Raw genomic sequence first — 20,342 nt, 5'->3', positions numbered from 1 at the left:
AGATCAGAACGAATCTGCACAGGGAGTCCGATGACGGCAGAACCGATGCCCGTGGGTGAGACCGGCGGCAAGGTGACGATCGTGTTCGACCGCGAGCAGGCGTCCGTGCCGCGCAGGCAGGGTGAGACGCTGCTGGAGAGCGCGCGTCGCGCCGGGATGACGCCGCCGTTCTCCTGCGAGGCCGGCAACTGCGGCACCTGCATGGCCAAGCTCCTCGAAGGCACCGCGACGATGCGCGTCAACGACGCGCTCGACGACGACGAGGTCGACGACGGATATGTGCTCACCTGCCAGGCGGTTCCGGACTGTGACAGCGTGACGGTCTCTTACGACGAGGACTGAGCCGCGAACTCGTCGAACGCCGGCGGCGGCCGGTATTCGGGCGCATAGCCCGCGACGTGGATCGGGCTGCCCACCAATCGGAAGTCGCCCGCCGTGACGAGCGCCTCCGGGGTGACGGCGAGCGCTTCGGGCAGCGTCCGCACGGCGGCGACCGGTATGCCGAGCGGCTTGAGCCTGGCCTCCCAGCCGAGGGCGGTATCGGTGGCCAGCGCGGCCGCCACCACGTTCAGCACCTCCTCGCGCCGCGCGGCCCGCTCGGCCATGGTGGCGAACCCGTCGATACCGGCCTCGCCCGCGAACGCCTTCCAGAACCCGTCGTGGGTGACGAACAGGGCAAGATAGCCGTCCGAGGTCGGAAACAGCTGGGCGGGCACATAATAGGAATGGGCACCGTAGGGATGGCGGCGCGGCTCGGCCCCGTCGTTGAGGTAGGCCGCGGCCCGGTAGTTCAACTGCGACAGCATGACGTCACGCAGCGAAACGTCGACCTGCCCGCCGCGACCGGACACGATCATCGCGAGCAGTCCCAGTGCTGCGGTGAGCCCCGTGGAGTTGTCAACCGACGAATATCCCGGCAAGGTGGGCGGGCCGTCCGGGTCACCGGTCATCGCCGCAACCCCGGTGGCCGCCTGGATCACATAGTCGAACGCCGGGTCGTCGCCGCCGTCCAGCCCGAAACCGGTCATCGCGACGCACACGATCTTCTCGTTGTGGCCGCGCAGGGCGTCGTAGGTCAAGCCGAACCGCCGGATCACCGACGGCTTCATATTGACCAGCAGGGCATGCGAATCCGCCACCAGCTCACCCAGTCTGGCCTGCCCGGCCGGCGAGGCCAGGTCCAGACACAGGCTGTGTTTCCCCCGGTTGAGGCTGGCGAAATAGCTGTCGCTGACCTGCCGCGAGATCTCCCCGCCGGGTGGCTCGACCTTGATCACCTCGGCACCGAGATCGGCCAGCATCATGGTCGCGTATGGTCCGGCCAGCATGACGCCGACCTCGATGACACGGATGCCTGCTAGTGGCGCGCTCATCGGTATCCTCGGCTCTTCGCGCGAGCGCTCATCGCACCGCCTTGGCGAGTTCGGCGATCACCTCGCGGGTCCGGTACTTCGACGCGATCAGCTCGTCGCGGTTGTCACCGATCGGCAGCAGCCGAACCGACAGGTCTGTCACGCCGGCGTCGGCGAACCGCTTGAACCGCGCCAGGATCTGCTCCTCATCGCCCGCCGCACACAGGTCGCCCACATCGCGGGCATCGCCACGGTCCAGCAACCGCTGGTAGTTGGGCGAGGTCTCGGCCTCGGCCAGGATCCGGTTGGCCCGGTCCTTGGCGGCATCGACCTCGCCATTGGCGCACAGACACACCGGGATTCCGGCCACGATGCGCGGTGCGGGACGGCCCGCATCCGCGGCCGCCTTGGTGATCTTCGGGGCGATGTGCTCGCCGATCGCCTTCTCGTCGGCCATCCACAGCACGGTGCCGTCGGCGTGCTCACCGGCGATCTGCAGCATCACCGGGCCCAGCGCGGCCACCAGCACCGGCACCGGCGTCGCGGCACCCAGGGCGGTCGGATTGTGCACGGTGAACGTGTCGTTCTCGACATCGACCGGTCCGGGACCGGCCAGCGCGGCACCCAACACCTGCAGGTAGTCCCGGGTGTAGGCGGCGGGCTTGTGGTACGGCAGCCCGAGCATGTCCCGGATGATCCAGTGGTGCGACGGCCCGACCCCAAGGGCCAGCCGCCCACCGGCGACCGCATGCGTCGACAATGCCTGACGCGCCAATGCGATCGGATGCTGGGCCTGCAGCGGTACCACGGCCGTGCCCAACTCGATGGTCGAGGTGTGCGCGGCCATCAGCGTCACCATGGTGAGCGCATCGAAGTCATCGGGCACCTGCGGCATCCACGCGCTGTCCAGTCCGGCCGCCTCGGCCCACTGGATATCCGCCGCGAGTTTGTCGACCTTGCGGGCCATATCGCCGCGTTCGGCCCCGATCATCACGCCCAATCTCATGAACAGCCCGCTTTCTCGGTCAATGCCCGCACGTCGGACACCAGGGTGTCCAGGGCCGTGCCGGTCGGGAACACCGCCGCCGCACCGGCGTCGAGCAGCTTCTGCACATCGCTCTGCGGGATGGTGCCACCGACGACGACGGCGATGTCGCCCGCCTCCGCGGCCCGCAACGCCTCGACGGTGCGGGCGGTCAGCGCGACGTGCGCACCGGACAGGATTGAAAGGCCAACCAGCGCAACGTCTTCCTGAAGAGCGATGGACACGATGTCCTCGATGCGCTGGCGGATTCCGGTATAGATCACCTCGAAGCCCGCATCGCGCAGGGTGCGCGCGACGATCTTGGCACCGCGGTCGTGGCCGTCGAGGCCGGGTTTGGCGACAAGCACTCGAGTGGCCACTAGAACACCACCGGCTGCTGGAACTCGCCCCACACCGATTTCAGCGTCGACACCATCTCCCCCACCGTGCAATAAGCGTTGGCACAGTCGATCAGCCTGTGCATCAGATTCTCGTCCCCCTCGGCGGCCCTGGACAGCGCGGCGAGCGTGTCCTTCACGGCGCCGCCGTCACGCTCGGCCTTGACCTTCGCCAGCCGCTTGAGCTGCAGGTCGCGCCCCTCGGGGTCGAGCTCGTAGGTGGCGATCTCCGGTGCCGGTTCGTCGACGACGAACTTGTTCACCCCGACCACGGGCCGCTCCCCCGTTTCGACCTCTCGATGGATCTTGAACGCCTCGTCGGCGATCAGGCCCTGCAGATAACCGTCCTCGATACAGCGGACCATGCCGCCGTGCTCCTCAAGGTCGTGCATGATCTCGATGATCTTGGCCTCGGTGGCGTCGGTGAGGGCCTCGACGAAGTAGGACCCGCCGAGCGGGTCGGCCACCCTGGTGACGCCGGTCTCGTGGGCCAGGATCTGCTGGGTGCGCAGCGCCAGCGTCGCCGATTCCTCGCTGGGCAGCGCGAACGGCTCGTCCCAGGCCGCGGTGAACATCGACTGGACGCCACCGAGGACCGCCGCCATCGCCTCATAGGCGACCCGGACCAGGTTGTTCTGCGCCTGCGGGGCGTACAGCGACGCGCCGCCGGCCACACTGCCGAAACGGAACATCGACGCCTTGTCGGTCGTCGCACCGTAGCGTTCCCGCACGAGGGTGGCCCAGCGCCGGCGCCCGGCCCGGTACTTGGCGATCTCCTCGAAGAAGTCGCCGTGGGTGTAGAAGAAGAACGAGATCTGTGGTGCGAACTTGTCGATGCTCATCCGGCCGCGTTCGACGACGGTGTCGCAGTAGGTCACGCCGTCGGCGAGGGTGAACGCCATCTCCTGCACGGCGTTGGCGCCTGCGTCGCGGAAGTGCGCGCCTGCCACCGAGATCGCGTTGAACCGCGGCACCTCGGCCGCGCAGAATTCGATGGTGTCGGCGATCAGCCGCAACGACGGCTCCGGCGGCCAGATCCAGGTGCCGCGCGACGCGTACTCCTTGAGGATGTCGTTCTGGATGGTGCCGGTCAGCTTCTCGCGCGGGACGCCCTTCTTCTCGGCGGCGGCGACATAGAAGGCCAGCAGGATCGCGGCGGTGCCGTTGATGGTGAAACTGGTGCTGATCGCCTCCAGCGGGATGCCGTCGAACAGGATCTCGGCGTCGGCCAGGGTGTCCACGGCGACCCCCACGCGGCCGACCTCTTCCCCGTACTCGTCGTCGTCGGAGTCGTATCCGCACTGGGTGGGCAGGTCAAGGGCGACCGACAACCCGGTCCCGCCCTGGTCGAGCAGGTACCGGTAGCGACGGTTGGATTCCTCGGCGGTCCCGAAACCCGAGTACTGGCGCAGCGTCCAGGTCTTCCCGCGATAGCCGGACGCGAAGTTGCCGCGCGTGAAGGGGTAGGTGCCGGGCGGCGGGGGTTCGGCGGCCCGATCACCCGGTCCGTACACGGGCTCGACCGGGATCCCGGACGGGGTCGTTACCGGGGGGACAACTGACTCGCTCATCACTCGATAACGTACTTGCCAAAAATGAGAATGCCAATACCGCAGGGCGGAAACACGCGGGGCAGACCGGTCGGGACCCGCGCGCACCGCGCATCGAGGCGGCCTCGGGGCGCCGCCTCGACAGCAGATCGGCCGGTGCCCGCCGGTCCCGAACCGCTATGATTACGAGACTTGCTAAAAATGAGAACGTCAATATCATGCAGTTACCGGCGCTGAGGCGGGTCTGCGGACGCCGCGCCTGACGAGGAGGCCCATGTCCAGCCAGCAGGAGTCATTCACCGATCGCACGCTGGTCGTATCGGGTGGCAGCCGGGGCATCGGCCTGGCGATCGCACTCGGCGCGGCCCGTCGCGGCGCGAATGTGGTGCTGCTGGCCAAGACCGCCGAACCGCACCCCAAACTGCCCGGCACCGTGCACACCGCCGTCGCCGACGTCGAGGCCGCGGGCGGCAAGGCCGCCGCGGTGGTCGGTGACGTCCGCAAGGAGGAGGACGTCGCGCGGGCGGTGGACACCGCGGTCAACCGGTTCGGCGGCGTCGACATCGTGGTCAACAACGCCAGCGCCATCTCCACCGAATCCACCGAGACGCTGTCGGCCAAGAAGTTCGACCTGATGATGGACATCAACGTCCGCGGCACGTTCCTGCTCACCAAGGCGGCGCTGCCGCACCTGCGCACATCGGCCAACCCGCAGGTTCTGACCCTCGCTCCGCCGCTCAACATGAACCCGTACTGGCTGGGCGCCCACCCCTCCTACACGCTGTCCAAATACGGCATGACGCTGCTGTCGCTGGGCTGGGCCGCCGAATACGCCGATACCGGAATCGGATTCAGCTGTCTGTGGCCCGAGACCTATATCGCCACTGCGGCGGTGACAAACCTCTCCGACGGCGACAAGATGGCCTCGCAGTCCCGTAGCCCCGAGATCATGGCGGATGCCGCGGTCGAGATCCTGTCCCGCCCGGCCGCCGAGGTCACCGGCAAGACCTTCGTGGACTCCGAAGTGCTCGCCGCGTCCGGCGTAACCGATCTGTCCCGCTACGGTGGCGGGGACAATCCGATCATCGACATCTTCATCGATGCACCGGGACGGGGCGTATGAGTATCTCGCTACTGCTCGAGATGGCGGTTTCGGCCGGGGCCGACCGCACCGCGGTGGTGTCCGAGGATCTTCGCCTGACCACCGAGGAACTGAGCACTCTGGCCGACGGCGGCGCCGGGGTCATCGCGGCCACCGGCGCCGCGCACGTGGCCTATGTCGGCACCGGGGGCGCGCTGCTTCCGCTGTTGTTGTTCGCCTCGGCCAGGGCCGGGGTGCCGTTCACACCGCTGAACTACCGGCTCGGCGCCGACGGGCTGCGCGAACTCATCGACCGGCTACCCGAACCGCTCGTGGTGGCCGACGCCGACTACGCCGACGTGGTGGCCGGCGCGGGCAGACAGGTCGTCGACTCCGGTGAGTTCCTGACCGCGGCGGGTTCGACCGAGGCGGTCTCGGAATTCGCCGACCCCGACGCCGTCGCGGTGGTGCTGTTCACCTCGGGCACCACGTCACGCCCCAAGGCCGTCGAACTGACCCACAACAACCTGACCAGCTACATCACCGGAACCGTCGAATTCGCTTCGGCCGCAGCCGAAGACGCGACGTTGATCTGCGTGCCGCCGTATCACATCGCCGGGGTGAGCGCGGCCATGTCGAATCTGTACGCGGGCCGGAAGATGGTGTATCTGCGCAACTTCGATGCCACCAGATGGGTCGAGCTGGTCCGCACCGAGGCGGTGACCTCGGCGACCGTGGTGCCGACCATGCTCGCCCGCATCGTCACCGCGCTGGAGACCACCGGGGCCGAGCTGCCGACCCTGCGCAGCCTGGCCTACGGCGGCTCCAAGGTGGCGTTGCCGCTGGTGCGCCAGGCGTTGCAACTGCTGCCCGGCGTGGGTTTCGTCAACGCCTACGGGCTTACCGAAACCAGTTCCACCATCGCGGTTCTCGGGCCCGACGACCACCGCGCGGCCCTGGCCGCCACCGACGCCGCCGGGGCAAGGCGACTCGGATCGGTCGGCCAGGTGGTGCCCGGCATCGAGGTGCAGATCCGCGCCGACGACGGCACGGTGCTGCCGCCCGGTGCGACCGGTGAGCTGTTCGTGCGCGGTGAACAGGTCTCGGGTCGCTACACCGACATCGGGTCGGTGCTCGACGCCGACGGCTGGTTCCCCACCAAAGACGTCGCGATGCTGGACGACGAGGGTTATCTGTTCATCGGCGGCCGCTCCGATGACACCATCATCCGCGGCGGGGAGAACATCGCGCCCGCCGAGATCGAAGACGTCCTGGTCGAGCACCCCGACGTCCGCGAGGTCGCCGTGGTCGGCCCCGAGGACCCTCAGTGGGGACAGATCATCGTGGCGGTCGTGGTGCCCGCCGCCGGAGTCTCGCCCGATCCGGACGATCTGCGCGCCCACGTGCGCGGGCAGCTGCGCGGATCCCGTACACCCGATCGGGTGGTGTTCCGCGACGAACTGCCCACCAACGCGACCGGCAAGGTGCTGCGCCGCCAACTCGTCGACGAACTTCAGCCCCTCTCTAAGGAGTCAGCGTGATCAAGAACGGCACCCGGCTGCAGAGCCAGGTATGTGACACCCAGGTGATCGTCGTGCGCAGCGCCGAGAGCCTCGACGATCTGCGCGCCGGCGGCGCGCCCATGGTCGCGCTGGATGCCCAAAAGGATTCGGCCGCAACGCTGGACCCCGCGTTTTCCGAGGGCACCCTGATGGGCAAACGTTACGTCGACGAGGACGGCGCCGAGGTGCTGGTGACCAAGGCCGGCGCGGGCACCCTGTCGATCGGTACCACCGCATTGAGCCTCAAAGAGGCCAAACCGCTACCCGCCAGCGACTGATCCCTTCGGCCGAGCAGACGCAAAACTGCCCACTTCCGCGTGAAAACAGGCAGCTTTGTGTCTGCTCGCGCATGGACTCTCACCGCTCCGATGCCGAGCTCTCAGCCCACTCGTGCGCGGTGTCCCGATCCGTTTGTCGTTCCGGCGGTTTCGACAAATCGACCGAGTTGCCCACGGCCGCGAAGCAACCGATGGCGCTCACCACACCCAACACCATCAGCAACAGGGCCGCAGGCCAGGAAGCCTGGGTCTGTGAGACCAGGAACGTGGCGACCAGGGGCGTGAATCCGCCCAGAAGACTGGCGCCCTGGTAGCACAGCGAGATGCCGGTGTAACGCAAGTGGGCCGGGAACTGGGCGGCCAGGAGCGCGGGAAGCATCGCCCAGAGACCGGTCTGGAACATGGTGGCAACACCCTGCCCAAACCAGATCGCCACGGGTATCTCGGTATTGAGCAGCCCGAAGAGCGGAAACGCCCATGCGGCAACGAGTGCCGCCCCGATGCCGGCGAGGAAGCGAGGTCTGCGCGTCGCGGCCCAGAGGCCGACCGCGATGATCAGACACCCCTGGATCGTGGAGGTGACGATCTGTCCGATCAACCCGATACTGCGGTCCAGACCGAGTTCGTCGACGGCGTAGGAGACGATGAAGGTGTTGACGAGGAAGTATCCACCGCTGGTGAGCATGGCCGCGCTCAGCCCGATAAGCAGTGGCTTCTTGCATGTTCTGAAAAGTTCGGCGATGGGGACGGTCACCTGTTTGCGGTCCCGCCTGACCTTGACGAAGTCGGGGGTTTCGTCGACGCCGGCCCGGATCAGCAGGCCGACCAGGACCAACGCGGCCGACATGAGGAACGGTATCCGCCAGCCGTACGAGTTGAACGCGTCGTCCGGCATCAATCCCATCAGGAGGACCATGGCGGTGGACAACAGCAGGCCCGCGGGTGAACCCAGTTGAGGGATCGCTCCGTAGAACGCCGCTCTGCCCCTGGGCGCGTGTTCAACCGATACCAGCGAGGCACCGCCCCATTCACCGCCGAGTGCGAAGCCCTGCACACATCGCAAGAACACCAGGGCAATTGGCGCCGCCACCCCGGCCGTCGCAAAGGTCGGCAACAGACCGATCAGCGTGGTCGCACCGCCCATCATCAACAGGGTGATGACCAGCACTCGTTTGCGGCCGAGTTTGTCCCCATAGTGGCCGAAGACGATCGCCCCCAGTGGCCGTAGCAGAAACCCCGCGGCGAACGTCGCAAAGGCTGCCAGTGTGCCCGCCACCGGGTTATCGGAGGGAAAGAACAGCTTGCCCAGGACCAGCGCCGCCGCCGTTCCGTACAGATAGAAGTCGTAGTACTCGATCGCCTGCCCGGAAAACGCGCCAAGGGCCGCACGCTTGTGCTGCGGGCGCACCTGCACCGAATCCCCGCCGGCGCTAGCCATTTATCACGCCGCCGTTCTTGTCGACGATGCTGCCGGCCTTCGCCGCGCGGTGCGCTGCCAATCCGTCCAGGAACTCGACGATGACCCGACCGGCCAAACTGCCGGTCAGGCCGAGTGGATCGTGGGGCGGGCTGACCGTGTTGAGGTCGAACGAGACGACATTCAGCCGATCGAACTGATGCAACAGTTCGAAGCCTTCCCTGGCCGAGGCGCCCCCCCATTCCGGCATCGCCACCCCCGGTGCCGCCGAGGGATCGAAGAAGTCCATATCCCAGCAGATGTACACCGGAAGGTCGCCGATCTCGGCGATCAGTCGCTCGCCCAATGCTTTCGGACCTTCACCGATGAACTCCTCCATGGGCAGGACCCGGTGGCCCACACCGGAGATATTCGTCCGGGTTCCGGTGATCGCGGACAGCGTGCCTCGGGTACCGATGTGGTAGGTGCGTTCCGGATCGATCAGCCCCTCTTCGGCCGCCCGGAGGAATGTCGTGGTCGTCGTATAGCGGCCGGCACCAGGAACATCCGAGGTATCTGTGTGCGCATCGCAGTGAATCACCGCGAGTGTGCCGAATTCGGCATGTGCGGCACGCAGCTGAGGCAACGTGACCGAGCCGTCTCCACCGAGAGTCACCGGCACCGTTCCGGCTCGATAGATCGTCGAGGTCGCTTCCTGAATCCGGTCGAACGCGTCCTCAAGGCGACTCGGCGTCAACGAGAGGTTGCCCAGGTCGATGACGTTGAGATCGCGCAGGAAATCACGATCCGAGTGGAAGAGGAACTGACGATCCGGCAGATGTGAACGCCGGATGTGGTCGGGCCCCTGACGGCACCCGATTCGAAAGCTGTTGGTACCGGTATCGAACGGGAGTCCGAGAAGAACTGCGCCGGTCGGACCTGACGTGCTGCGGGGCACGCCGGCGAACGTGCCGAGCTCGAACCGGCTGGAGTTGATGTGGTCGAACGCGCTTGTCATGGAGTGTGAATACCCTTGGCTCGGACGATGGCGCGGTAACAACTGACCGTGCCTTTCGCGGTAGTGCTGGCATCAGCAAGGCGGTTGACCTAAGCTGACCTTGGTCACTTGGTCATACCAAGTGACCAAGATAACAGGTAGTTAATCACTGGCTCAGGTCCGGCGCAAGGAGATCGAGCGATTTTCGCCGATGCCGACCGCGATCCCTGGCCAGATCGGAACCCTCTGAGAGGTCGGTATGTCAGCTGGCCAGATCGCCTTGCTGGCGGTCGCGGGCGTCGTGGCCGGTGCCGTCAACACAGCTGCGGGCGGTGGCACGCTGATTTCGTTCCCCGCGTTACTCGCGCTCGGCGTTTCGCCCATCACCGCCAACATCACATCCGCAATCGGACTGGTGCCGGGCTATGCGGGCGGCGCCTACGCCTACCGACGGGAGTTGCACGGCCAGCGCCGACGATTCGTCGGGTTGTTCGCCGTGAGTGTTCTCGGTGGCGCCGTCGGGGCCCTGCTGCTCCTGGTCACCCCGGGGACCGCGTTCAAGCATGCCGTGCCCTATCTGGTGATCGTCTCCTGCCTCTTGTTGTTGGCGCAGCCCCGGCTCGCCGCGTGGGTGAAGAACCATAGGCGACAGGATGCGATGGCGGCTCGCGGCGAGGTGTCGCACTTCGCGGTCCAGTCAGGTGGCCTACTCGCCAGCGTGTACGGGTCCTACTTCGGTGCGGGCCTCGGCGTGCTGCTCCTCGCGGTTCTCGGCATCTTCATCTCCGACGACATGCAGCGGTTGAATGCACTGAAGGCCCTGCTGTCCCTGGTCATCGTGACCGCGGGCGCCACCGTCTACATCGGCCTCGGCCAGGTGAGTCCGGCTCAGGTGGCGATCTTGTGTGCGGGCTCGTGCGTCGGCGGATTCCTCGGCGGTTTCCTGGCCCGGAGGCTGAGCCCCGAACTGCTCCGGCGGGCCGTCTGCGTCCTGGGGTTCACAGTGGCCGCAGTTATGCTTGCGCAGGGGTAATCGACCAACTGGGCTGGCTGTGCTGACAGGCAGTGGCAGGGAGGAACCGAGTGACGATCGATTGGTCGGGTGCCGGCCTCAACGCATCGATGGTGAGTACCGAGGTTGCCACCTACCTCGAAAAGCTCATCGCCACCGGCGAGGTCCGGCCAGGTCAAAAGCTTCCCCCGGAGCGGGAAATCGCCGAGAAACTGGGCGTATCCCGCACCAGCGTCCGCCACGCGATGGTGCAGCTTCAGATGAAAGGCCTGGCAGACCGCAAGCCCGGCCGAGGGACCGTGGTTCTCGAACCTAATTCACAGGTCGGAGCGCTACTCGGAGCGTTGAACCAGGCCGATCGCGAAATGCTCCACATCGTCGATCTCAGACACGTCGTCGAACCGTCGATCGCTGCCCGGGCGGCCGAACGGGCGACGGCAGCAGACCTTGTCGGGATGCGCCAGATTCTCGGTGCCTCAAGCGGCGACCTGACCCCCGACGAGTCACTTCGGCTCGACGAGGAGTTCCATCAAGCCGTCGCCCGAGCGACCCAGAACCCACTCCTGGTCGCACTAGTCGAGCAGATGAAGCACTGGATCAGCGCGTCACGACACGGATCCCACGCGACCCGTGACGGTCGCGAAGCATCAATCGCCGGACACCAGAGGATCCTTGCCGCGATACAAGGTGGCGATCCGGCGCAGGCGTTCATGGCGATGGACGAACACATTCAAGACGTCGGCCAGATCGTCGAAGACAAACAACTGTCGACTTGAGCCGGAGTCTGCCACCGCCCGCCCGTGCGGACCGCTAGGCGCAGAGATCGGCCAGCGCCTGCGCGGTCTGCAGGTCCTCGTACGCCGCGGAATACCGCTGGGCCAGCGCCAGGGCGATGTCGGGACGCTGCCACAGCTCCCCCGCGCTCGCGGTGGCCAGCCAGGTGGTCAGCCCATGCGCGACCGAGGCCCGGTAGCGCAGCCAGACCTCGTCGAGCGAAGGCAGTTCATCCGCCGGTAGCTCCAGCGCGTCCCGGTACTCCTCGAGCAGCGGGCGCTCGGCCGACCGGCGATCCGTCGTCGTCAGCGCGCCCTGCAGGAAGTACCCGAGATCCAGGGCGAAGTTGCCGTGCCGGGCCACCTGCCAATCCAGGAAGCCGACACCGCCGTCGCCGAGCACGTAGGTATTGCCGATGTGCGGATCGCCGTGGAGCAGCGTCCGCGCGGTACCGGGCGCGGTCAGAGTGCCGATGAACGGCTTCCAGATGCCCTCCACCAGATGGTCGATGGTCAGCGCATGCACCGAGGCCGGCGCGTCGTCACCGAGGCGCTCGAGCGCCGCGGGCAACGGCGCCCACTGCATGCCGTCCCACGGGACGAAGGGCTCCAGCCATTCCAGGCCGGGGCGGTGCACGCGCTCACCCCAGAACGCGCCGTGCATCCGGGCCAGGCCGCGCACACCGTTGGCGGCCTGCTCCACGGTCAGCGGCCGGGTGGCGTCGCGCGGGTCGGCGGCTCGGGCGGTGAGGTCCTCCATCACGAGCATGAAGTCCTCGTCGGCCTCGTCGATCGGCGCGGCGTAGACCGCCGGATGTTCCAGTGGCAGAGCAACCTTGGAGTTGAACAGCCTCGGCTCGTGCAGCAGGCCGCTGGTGTACCTGATCATGTCCTTGTGCCCGGGGTCGACCGCCTTGGCGAACACCGTGTTCGGCCCCGAGCCCGACGAATACGTGATCGACAGGCGGGCACGACGGTTCGTGCCGTCGTCGCGCATATCGATGGTGACCCGGTCCACGACCGCGCCCGGGTGATGGCCGGCCAGCGCCGCCGTCATCCACTCGGGGGTGACCTGGGTCCAGTCCTTGGGGACCGTGAGCGCGGCGATCACCTCACGAACGCCGGCATCGAATCCCAGCCGCGCACCGTCGAAGTGGGCGACAGTGCGGCGTTGTCCAGGTCGACCTCCCACTCCGGGAAGCGTTTAAGGATCTCTTCCAGGGCGATCCGGCCCTCTAGGCGGGCCAGCGCCGACCCGAGGCAGTAGTGCGTGCCGACGCTGAACGCGAGATGTTGACGCTGCTCGCGGTGGATGTCGAAAACCCCACCGTCCGGCGGAAACTGGCGGCTGTCGCGGACCGCGGCGCCGATCAGCATCATCATGACGCTGCCCTCGGGCACGGTCCGACCGTAGAACTCGACGTCGCGGGTGACGTAGCGGGCGACGTGCGGGGCGGGCGGCTCGAACCTCAGCAGCTCCTCGATGGCCTGCGGGATGAGCCCCGGGTTCTCGACGAGCTGACGGCGCTGGTCCGGGTTCTCGGCCAGAACCTTTGCCGCCCAGCCGATCAGCCGGGTGGTGGTCTCGTTGCCAGCGCCCGCCACCACGTTGATGTAGATCAGCAGCTCCTCGCGGGTGAGCTTGCGGGTGACACCGTGCTCATCGGTGAACTCGACGTTGAGCAACTCGGTCATGATGTCGTCGGACGGGTTGTCCTTACGCCAGTCGATGTAGGCCTCGAAGATCGAGCCGTCCACCAGGCCCTGCTCGGCCGCCTTCATCGGCTTGCCCGCCTCGGTGCGCATCTGGTCGTTGCCGTGATCGCGGATCTTCTCCTGATCGTCCTCGGGGATTCCCAGCAGCGCACTGATCACCCGCATCGGCATGACGGCACCGAAATCCTTGATGAAGTCGAACTTTCCGGTGCCGACAACCGGATCGAGGCTCTGAGCGCAGAACTCCCGGATCTTGGGTTCGAGCGCGTTGATCTTGCGCGGCGTGAACATCCGGGCCAGCAGCTTGCGGTGGATGTCGTGGATCGGCGGGTCCTCGAAGATCAGCGCGCCCGACGGGATGTCGATATTGGCCTTGATCAGCTCGATGATCGCCCCGCGCGCCGAGCTGAAGGTCTCGTGGTCGACCAGGCCCTTGTTGACGTCGGCGAACCGGCTCAGCGCGTAGAAGTCGTGCTGCTCGTTGTAGTACAACGGCGCTTCTTCGCGCAGCCGCGCGAACGTCGGGTAGGGATCGGCGTTGATCTCGACGTCGTAGGGGTCGAAGTACACGTCACTGGTGGTGCTCACGCTCACGGCGATCTGCCTCTCTGAGGGCTGCTGAGAGTTACTTACCCGCGTAAGCTACCGCCCCGACCGGCGCCGGACAAGGCCGAAACGGGTTACGATTTCTCGTTCACATGTAATGCTCAGGTCGAGTCGCGCACGATCAGCCCGGCGGGATCGCCGCCGTCGGCGTCGGCGACCGTGGGATATCCGAGTTCGGCCATCATGGCCGGTACCGCGGCATCGACGATGGTCTTGGCGTCGAACGCCACCGAGGTCAGCGGCGGGGAACTCACCGCGCCCAGCGGTATCGCGTCGACACCCATCACCGCGAGGTCGGCAGGACAGCGCAGACCGGCGCGGCGGATCCCGTGCAGCACCACGAGCGCGGTCTCGTCGCTCTGCGCGCACACGGCCGTGGCACCCGCCGACACCCACGTCGACACCGCATCGGTCGCGTCGGAGCCGTCGACGGCCACACTCCCGACCTCGATCTCGGGCAGTCCGTGCTCAGCGGCCGCCACCCGCAGGCCCGCCAGCCAGTAGTCACCGAGTGGCCGCAGCACCTGGGTGCCCGAGTAGGCGAACGCCAACCGGGTGTGTCCACGCGATATCAGGTGCTGCACGCGCATCGCCCCGACCGTCAGATGCAGCGATCCGAGCGCACGCAACTTCTCGCTGCCCAGGTAGATCTGCGGGATCCGGGCCGCCTCGACGGCCGCGGCGGCGGCGCCGGTGAGTGGGAACACGCCGGAAACGGCGACCGGATTGAGGTTGGCGACCGCGTCGACGATGTTCTGGCCGTCGTCGGTCTCCAACTGCATCGACAGCACGATGCCGTGCCGGCCCAGCGCGGTGGTGAGCCGGCTTCCGACTTCCAGCGGCAGCTCGCCGAGATCGGTCCGCGGCACGACGTAGAGCACCACGCCGCTGCCGCCCACCGCGAGATTGCGGGCCGCCAGATTGGGCCGATAGCCCAACCGCGCCGCCGCATTTCGCACGGCGGTCTTCGTCTGCTCCGAGATGCGTTGTTCCTCAACATTGTTGAGGACATAACTGACGGTGGCGGTCGAGACATTGGCCAGCCTGGCGACGTCCGCCTTGGTCGGGCGCAGCCCGGCCCTCTGCGCGTCCGTCCTCTTGGTGCTCACGGTGCCATCGTGGCACGTCGGCCGCGGGTCTGGTCGGCCGTACCGGTGGGCAGCGGGCGCGCGGCGGTTTCGACCAGGGTCCAGACGGTGCCGACCGACACGACGGCCGCGGCGATCAGATACAACGCGGGCGCGAGCGGGTTGCCGGTCGCGGCCGTCAGCCAGGTGACCACATACGGTGTGGTACCGCCGAATCCCGCGACCGCGATGTTGTAGCCGATCGAGAATCCGCTGTAGCGGACCCGGGTGGCGAACAGTTCCACCCCTGCGGTCACCGCGACCGCCACGTATACCGACTCGATCGCCGCGAGCAGGCAGTGCGCGACGATCGCCGCGGCGACCGACCCCGAATTCATCAGTGCGAACAGCGGATACGCCAGGACCGCGAATGCGACCGACCCGGCCAGCAGCAGCGGTTTACGTCCGACTCGGTCCGAGAGTGCCGCCAGCGGCAGGATGAGGATCAGCGCGGTCAGGCTGGCCAGGGTGATCGACACGAACGACGCGGTCCTGCCGAACTGCAGGGTCTTGATGAGGTACGTGGGCACGAAGGTGAAGACGACGTAGTAACCGACGTTGAACAGCACGAACATCCCGATGACCTGCAGAATGGGTCTGCGCGAGGTCCGGACGGCCTCGCGCAGCGGCGATTTGGCCACCCGGTCGGATTCGTCGAGTGCGGTGAACTCCGGCGTGTCGTCGAGCCGCAGCCGGAGGTAGAGCCCGACCAGCCCGAGCGGCGCGGCCACCAGGAACGGGATGCGCCAACCGTAGGCGTCCATCGCCTCGGGCGGCAGCAGCGCGGCCAGCAGGGTGACGGTGATCGATCCGAGCAGGAACCCGAGCACACCCGACCAGGCGATGAACGTGACGGTGAGACCTCGTCGACGCCGGGTCGCGTACTCGGCGAGATATACCGCGCCGCCGCCATATTCACCGCCCGCCGAGAATCCCTGCAGGCAGCGCAGCACGAGCAGCAGCAGCGGAGCGGCGACGCCGAGCGTGGCGTAGCCAGGTAGCAGGCCGATGCCGAGCGTGGCCGCCGACATCAGCAGGATCACCACCGCCAGCACTCGCTGACGGCCCAGCCGGTCCCCCAGCGGGCCGAACACGAACCCACCGAGCGGTCGCATGAAGAAGGCCGCGGCGAAGATCGCGAAGGTGTTGAGCAGCGCGGCGGTCTCGTTGCCTGCCGGGAAGAAGTTGGCGGCGATATAGGTGGCCAGAAAGCCGTAGATGGCGAAGTCGAACCATTCCACCGCGTTGCCGATGGATGCGCCGACCACGGCCTTGCGGACGGCCGAATTGGGGGTAACGGTCACAGAAAACTCGCCTCTCGGATTCCGAGAGGCGAGTTTAGCTGCTTGGTTATGCGCGTAAGCGGATTATCGGCCGTCCGGTCAGACTGTCGTGAGCGATTCCGCCGTGAGCAGGGCCGCCGCGACGCCCGAGACGATCGACGCCAGCCGGATGGCCTCGAAGATCGTCGTGCGCGACACCTCGGCATCGCGCAGCACGGTCTCGTGCGCCGACAGGCAGTGGCCGCAGCCGTTGATCGCCGACACCGCCAGCGACCACAGCTCGAAATCCGCCTTGGGCACACCCGGATTGGCGATGATGTTCATCCGCAGCCCGGCCCGCAGGTCGTCGTAGCGACCGTCCAGCTGACCCTTGGTGCGGTAGAACACGTTGTTCATCCCCATGATCGAGGCGGCGCCGAGGGCGGCGTGGTAGGCCTCCTCGCTGAGGATGCCGAGGGCGTCCTCGGTGATCTCGGCCAGCAACCGCTGCGACTTGGTCGCGACGGCGGTCGCCACCAGGGCACCCCACAGCTGCTGCTCGGTGAGCTCGGTGGTGTTGACGATGCTGCCGAGGTTGAGCTTGAGATCCTTGGCGTGGTCGGGCAGCGCCGACTTGATGTTGTCGATACTCATGCGCGATCAGACCGCCTCGGCGAGCAGCTCGCCTGCCTTGATGGTCGGATCGCCCTTGCGCCAGTTGCAGGCGCACAGTTCATCGGACTGCAGCGCGTCGAGCACCCGCAGCACCTCGTCGACGTTGCGGCCGACCGAACCGGCGGTCACCGAGACGAACTGGACCTCGTTGTTGGGATCGACGATGAAGGTCGCCCGGTCGGCAACGCCGTCGGCGTTGAGCACGCCGGTCGCCAGGGCGAGTTCCCGCTTGAGGTCCGAGGCCATCGGGAAGGGCAGCTTCTTGAGGTCCTCATGCTGGGCACGCCACTGGAAATGCACGAACTCGTTGTCGACGGACACCCCGATCACCTTGGCGTCGCGATCCTCGAAATCCTCGTTCAGCTTGCCGAACGCGGCGATCTCGGTCGGGCACACGAAGGTGAAATCCTTGGGCCAGAAGAAGACGATCCGCCACTTGCCGTCGTCGTCCTTGTCGGTCACCCGGGTGAAGTAGTCGTCGGGCTGCTTGGCGTCGACCTCGGACAGGTCGCCGCCCACGACAGCGGCGAGATCGTATTCCGGAAATTGAGCGCCTATCGACAAAAGTGCCATTTCAACATATCCCATCGTCCTAGTTTTCTGGAATGATTCCAGATTCATTCCTCCTTTGATCTTGGTGGTCAACGGGGTACCGCCGCAACCGGGTCGGGGCGTGATTGTCCGCACACGCGGTGGCCGCACGCGGCCGTGGTCACCATCCGCGCTGCCGCGCCGAAGCGCGACCGGGTAGAACTGGCATGGGTAGGCGCGTCGGAGGGCGGATCAGTTGTCGAGGCTGTGCTGGTGGGTCGGTCTGGCGTGCTGCGCGGTGCTGTTGGCCGGGTGCGGTGCGGACCCGGTAGTCCAAGGCAGGGCGACGTCGATGCTGTTCGACCCCGAGCGGGTCGGCGGCCTGGCGGTGACCGAAGGCGACAGCGGCACCCGGCCCGATGCCCCGGCGCCGGCCCGCCGCGCCGAGAACACCGACGGCGGCCAGATCGACGACCTGGTGCTGCGCGCGGTCGACGACATCGAGGACTTCTGGTCCGAGAACTACTCCGGCGGATCGCTGTTCGGCTCATTCACACCAGTCCGGCGCCTGGTGTCGTTCAACTCCGACCAATCGCCCGGGCTCGAGATCTGCGGAGCGAACACGTACGGGCTGACCAACGCGTTCTACTGCCTCAACCAGGATGTGATGGCCTGGGACCGCGGCGTGGCCATCCCCGTCGCGGCCCAGTACTTCGGCCAGATGGGCGTGGTGGGTGTGATGGCCCACGAATACGGGCACGCGGTCCAGAACCAGGCCAGGTTGGTGGCGCCGGGCACGACGCCGGTACTGGTCGCCGAACAGCAGGCCGACTGTTTCGCCGGCGTCTATCTGCGCTGGGTCGCGGCGGGCAACTCGCCCCGGTTCGAGATCAGCACCGGCGACGGGGTCAACCACGTGCTCGCGGGGCTGATCTACATCCGCGATCCGCTGATGACCCAGTTCGACGCCGCGGTGACCGGCGACGAGCACGGGTCGGCGCTCGATCGCGTGAGCGCGTTCCAGATCGGCTTCAGCGGCAACGTCGACCAGTGCGCGGCGATCGACATGGACGACATCAAGAAGCGTCGCGGGGATCTGCCCAAATTCCTGGACTCGGACTTCCTCGGCACCGCCCAGTCCGGCGACAGCGAAGTCACCACCGGTCTGCTCGACGATCTGATGACCACCCTCGGCGCGATCTACCGGCCCACGAACGCACCGGCACTGACCACCGAGCCCGCGGACTGTCCGGATGCCGGGCCGTCGCCACCGGCCTCCTACTGCCCGGCCACCAACACCATCGTCGTCGACCTGCCCGCGCTGAAAGCCTTGGGGGCCACCAAGAGCGAGAACGACCAGCAGGAACTGCTGCAGGGCGACAACTCGGCAATATCGGTGGTGACATCGCGCTACGCGCTGGCCGTGCAGCACGAGAAGGGGCTGGCGATCGATACCCCGGTGGCGGGGATGCGCACCGGCTGCCTGACCGGAGTGGCGCAGGCCAAGATGACCGAACCCGACCAACCGATCCAGCTCTCGGCCGGTGACACCGACGAGGCGATCAGCGGGTTGCTGACCAACGGTCTCGCGGCGAGCGACGTCAACGGCACGCTGCTACCCGCCGGGTTCAGCCGGATCCTGGCCTACCGGTCCGGCCTTCAGGGTGACGACGCCCAGTGCTACCAGCGTTTTCCGTGAGCGGTGAGGAGGTGCCATGACCAGTGGTCCGGAGCGGCCGTGGTGGGTGAAACCCGGTGGCGCACCGCCGCCACCACCCGCGGGCCGACCGCCGTCGCGCCGGCAACCGCCGCCCCCGGCCCGCCCCGATCCGCACCGGGGCGCCTACCGTCCGCGTCCTACCGAACCTCGTCGACCACTGCCCCCGCAGACACCGGCGCCACCTGGTGACCGCACTCCGCCCCGGCGGTCCACAAGCCGGCAGCGTCTTTATGTCATCGGAGCCGTCGTCGGCGTCGTCGCACTCGTCGCGGTCGGGCTGAGCGTCTGGAAGCTGCAGTCCTCCAGCGGTCCCCGGCTCGACATCCATCGCGCCGAGGCCGGTGTGGCCGAGATCCTGACCGACCCGATCCACGGATACGGGGCCAACGAGGTGGCCGCGGTCGCGTGCAACAACGGTAAGAACCCGGCGATCCGGGTCGGCGCGACCTTCACGTGTGCCGTGGACATCAACGGCACCGTGCGCCACGTGGCGGTCGAGATCACTGATGAGAGCGGGGTATACGCCGTGGACGGCCCGCGCTGACCCGAAATATGTGTCGTGGCTCACAGAATTCCGTGTCGAGTGACCACTGTCATGGCGGTCCGATTCCATCGGTACTTAGCACCACTACTAGTGTTTGTGCTATGGGTGGTCGGGAAGCCTTGGGCAGCACCGTTGCGGAGTCCAGCATCGAGGAGTACGTCGGCGACGACGGCACCATCGTGGTGCCCGACGGGGTCACACTGACATCGTTTCTCGACCGCAATCGCGCGGCCTTCGGTGACCGTCCGTCCTACCGGTTCCTCGACTACTCCCAGGATCCCGACGGCCGCGCCGTCGAGCTCAGCTGGAACGCCCTGTGGTCGCAGGTGTGCGCGGTCGGTGCCCGCCTCCAACAGGTCACCGAGCCACGGGATCGGGTCGCGATCCTGGCCCCGCACGGCGTCGACTACGTGTCGGCGTTCTTCGCCGCCATCCATGCGGGCAATATCGCGGTGCCGCTGTTCGCGCCGAGCCTGGCCGGTCACACCGAGCGGTTGGCCGCCGTGCTGGCCGACGCCAGGCCCACGGTCGTGCTGACGACGACCGCGGCGTCCGAGTCGGTGCGCACCTTCCTGCGGACACTGCCCGCCGGCGACCGGCCACGGATGATCGCGGTGGACGCCGTGCCCGCCACGCTGGCCGAGATGTTCACCCCGCCATCGCTGGACACCGATGACATCGCCTACCTGCAGTACACCTCGGGCTCGACCCGTACCCCGGCCGGCGTCGAGATCACCC

21 protein-coding genes are annotated in these 20,342 nt (G+C 67.2%); 9 read left to right on the top strand and 12 right to left on the bottom strand.

The window, feature by feature from the left end; genetic code table 11:
* The first annotated feature begins 30 nt into the window (after positions 1–30).
* Positions 31–342, top strand: coding sequence for a 2Fe-2S iron-sulfur cluster-binding protein (locus ACWDTP_RS18215; protein ID WP_450022183.1), 312 nt, complete (start codon positions 31–33; stop codon positions 340–342).
* Here ACWDTP_RS18215 and ACWDTP_RS18210 read toward each other — a convergent pair.
* Genes ACWDTP_RS18210 through ACWDTP_RS18195 form a run of 4 tightly spaced genes read right to left on the bottom strand, consistent with a single transcriptional unit; the run spans position 327 to position 4,345 of the window.
* Positions 327–1,373, bottom strand: coding sequence for a CaiB/BaiF CoA transferase family protein (locus ACWDTP_RS18210; RefSeq protein ID WP_450022181.1), 1,047 nt, complete (start codon positions 1,371–1,373; stop codon positions 327–329). The two genes, ACWDTP_RS18215 and ACWDTP_RS18210, sit on opposite strands and share 16 nt — an antisense overlap.
* Positions 1,374–1,401: 28 nt before the next feature.
* Positions 1,402–2,358, bottom strand: coding sequence for an LLM class F420-dependent oxidoreductase (locus ACWDTP_RS18205; protein ID WP_450022179.1), 957 nt, complete (start codon positions 2,356–2,358; stop codon positions 1,402–1,404).
* Positions 2,355–2,756 (bottom strand): cobalamin B12-binding domain-containing protein, encoded by a 402-nt coding sequence (locus ACWDTP_RS18200; protein ID WP_450022177.1) that lies wholly within the window; start codon positions 2,754–2,756, stop codon positions 2,355–2,357. Before ACWDTP_RS18200 ends, ACWDTP_RS18205 begins: the two co-directional genes overlap by 4 nt.
* The gene (locus ACWDTP_RS18195; RefSeq protein ID WP_450022175.1) at positions 2,756–4,345 is read right to left on the bottom strand and encodes a methylmalonyl-CoA mutase family protein; all 1,590 of its coding nucleotides are present in this window, start codon (positions 4,343–4,345) and stop codon (positions 2,756–2,758) included. Before ACWDTP_RS18195 ends, ACWDTP_RS18200 begins: the two co-directional genes overlap by 1 nt.
* Before the next feature lie 253 nt (positions 4,346–4,598).
* Here ACWDTP_RS18195 and ACWDTP_RS18190 point away from each other — a divergent pair, with 253 nt between their 5' ends.
* The 3 genes from ACWDTP_RS18190 to ACWDTP_RS18180 are packed head-to-tail and all read left to right on the top strand — an operon-like array spanning position 4,599 to position 7,245.
* Positions 4,599–5,447: an SDR family oxidoreductase gene (locus ACWDTP_RS18190; protein WP_450022173.1), complete on the top strand. Its 849-nt coding sequence runs from the start codon at positions 4,599–4,601 to the stop codon at positions 5,445–5,447.
* Positions 5,444–6,946 (top strand): class I adenylate-forming enzyme family protein, encoded by a 1,503-nt coding sequence (locus tag ACWDTP_RS18185; RefSeq protein WP_450022171.1) that lies wholly within the window; start codon positions 5,444–5,446, stop codon positions 6,944–6,946. The genes ACWDTP_RS18190 and ACWDTP_RS18185 overlap by 4 nt, the downstream gene beginning before the upstream one ends.
* Positions 6,943–7,245 carry a hypothetical protein gene (locus ACWDTP_RS18180; RefSeq protein WP_450022169.1) on the top strand — a complete coding sequence of 101 codons (303 nt, stop codon included), beginning with the start codon at positions 6,943–6,945 and terminating at the stop codon, positions 7,243–7,245. The genes ACWDTP_RS18185 and ACWDTP_RS18180 overlap by 4 nt, the downstream gene beginning before the upstream one ends.
* A 79-nt stretch (positions 7,246–7,324) precedes the next feature.
* Here the strand turns inward: ACWDTP_RS18180 and ACWDTP_RS18175 are convergent, their stop codons facing one another.
* Together ACWDTP_RS18175 and ACWDTP_RS18170 are read right to left on the bottom strand one after the other, a co-directional pair.
* Positions 7,325–8,683 carry an MFS transporter gene (locus ACWDTP_RS18175; RefSeq protein WP_450022167.1) on the bottom strand — a complete coding sequence of 453 codons (1,359 nt, stop codon included), beginning with the start codon at positions 8,681–8,683 and terminating at the stop codon, positions 7,325–7,327.
* A complete protein-coding gene (locus ACWDTP_RS18170) occupies positions 8,676–9,659 on the bottom strand; it encodes an arginase family protein (protein ID WP_450022165.1) in 984 nt (327 codons plus the stop codon). The genes ACWDTP_RS18175 and ACWDTP_RS18170 overlap by 8 nt, the downstream gene beginning before the upstream one ends.
* A 238-nt stretch (positions 9,660–9,897) precedes the next feature.
* Here ACWDTP_RS18170 and ACWDTP_RS18165 point away from each other — a divergent pair, with 238 nt between their 5' ends.
* Positions 9,898–10,671, top strand: coding sequence for a sulfite exporter TauE/SafE family protein (locus ACWDTP_RS18165; RefSeq protein WP_450022163.1), 774 nt, complete (start codon positions 9,898–9,900; stop codon positions 10,669–10,671).
* Positions 10,672–10,721: 50 nt separating this feature from the next.
* A complete protein-coding gene (locus ACWDTP_RS18160; protein ID WP_450022161.1) occupies positions 10,722–11,426 on the top strand; it encodes a FadR/GntR family transcriptional regulator in 705 nt (234 codons plus the stop codon).
* 34 nt (positions 11,427–11,460) lie between these two features.
* On the opposite strand, the gene ACWDTP_RS18155 is transcribed toward ACWDTP_RS18160, so the two are convergent.
* The 6 genes from ACWDTP_RS18155 to ACWDTP_RS18130 form a co-directional block, all read right to left on the bottom strand.
* Entirely contained in the window at positions 11,461–12,480 is a 1,020-nt protein-coding gene (locus ACWDTP_RS18155) for a phosphotransferase (protein ID WP_450022211.1), read from the bottom strand.
* Between the two features lie 50 nt (positions 12,481–12,530).
* Positions 12,531–13,733, bottom strand: a complete 1,203-nt coding sequence (locus ACWDTP_RS18150; RefSeq protein WP_450022159.1) for a cytochrome P450 — start codon at positions 13,731–13,733, stop codon at positions 12,531–12,533.
* Between the two features lie 113 nt (positions 13,734–13,846).
* Positions 13,847–14,854, bottom strand: coding sequence for a LacI family DNA-binding transcriptional regulator (locus tag ACWDTP_RS18145; RefSeq protein WP_450022157.1), 1,008 nt, complete (start codon positions 14,852–14,854; stop codon positions 13,847–13,849).
* The gene (locus ACWDTP_RS18140) at positions 14,851–16,176 is read right to left on the bottom strand and encodes an MFS transporter (RefSeq protein ID WP_450022155.1); all 1,326 of its coding nucleotides are present in this window, start codon (positions 16,174–16,176) and stop codon (positions 14,851–14,853) included. Before ACWDTP_RS18140 ends, ACWDTP_RS18145 begins: the two co-directional genes overlap by 4 nt.
* Before the next feature lie 78 nt (positions 16,177–16,254).
* Positions 16,255–16,788: an alkyl hydroperoxide reductase AhpD gene (gene ahpD / locus ACWDTP_RS18135; RefSeq protein ID WP_450022153.1), complete on the bottom strand. Its 534-nt coding sequence runs from the start codon at positions 16,786–16,788 to the stop codon at positions 16,255–16,257.
* A gap of 6 nt (positions 16,789–16,794) precedes the next feature.
* Complete coding sequence (locus ACWDTP_RS18130) at positions 16,795–17,382, bottom strand: peroxiredoxin (protein ID WP_450022209.1); 588 nt, start codon at positions 17,380–17,382, stop codon at positions 16,795–16,797.
* Between the two features lie 310 nt (positions 17,383–17,692).
* Here ACWDTP_RS18130 and ACWDTP_RS18125 point away from each other — a divergent pair, with 310 nt between their 5' ends.
* The 3 genes from ACWDTP_RS18125 to ACWDTP_RS18115 form a co-directional block, all read left to right on the top strand.
* Positions 17,693–19,039, top strand: coding sequence for a neutral zinc metallopeptidase (locus ACWDTP_RS18125; RefSeq protein WP_450022151.1), 1,347 nt, complete (start codon positions 17,693–17,695; stop codon positions 19,037–19,039).
* Positions 19,040–19,055: 16 nt separating this feature from the next.
* Positions 19,056–19,604 (top strand): DUF4333 domain-containing protein, encoded by a 549-nt coding sequence (locus ACWDTP_RS18120; RefSeq protein WP_450022149.1) that lies wholly within the window; start codon positions 19,056–19,058, stop codon positions 19,602–19,604.
* Between the two features lie 101 nt (positions 19,605–19,705).
* A partial coding sequence (locus tag ACWDTP_RS18115) for an AMP-binding protein (RefSeq protein WP_450022147.1) occupies positions 19,706–20,342 on the top strand: 637 nt, incomplete at its 3' end.

This window comes from Mycobacterium sp. NPDC003449 (assembly GCF_053588415.1).
This window is presented reverse-complemented; position numbering and strand designations above follow the sequence as displayed.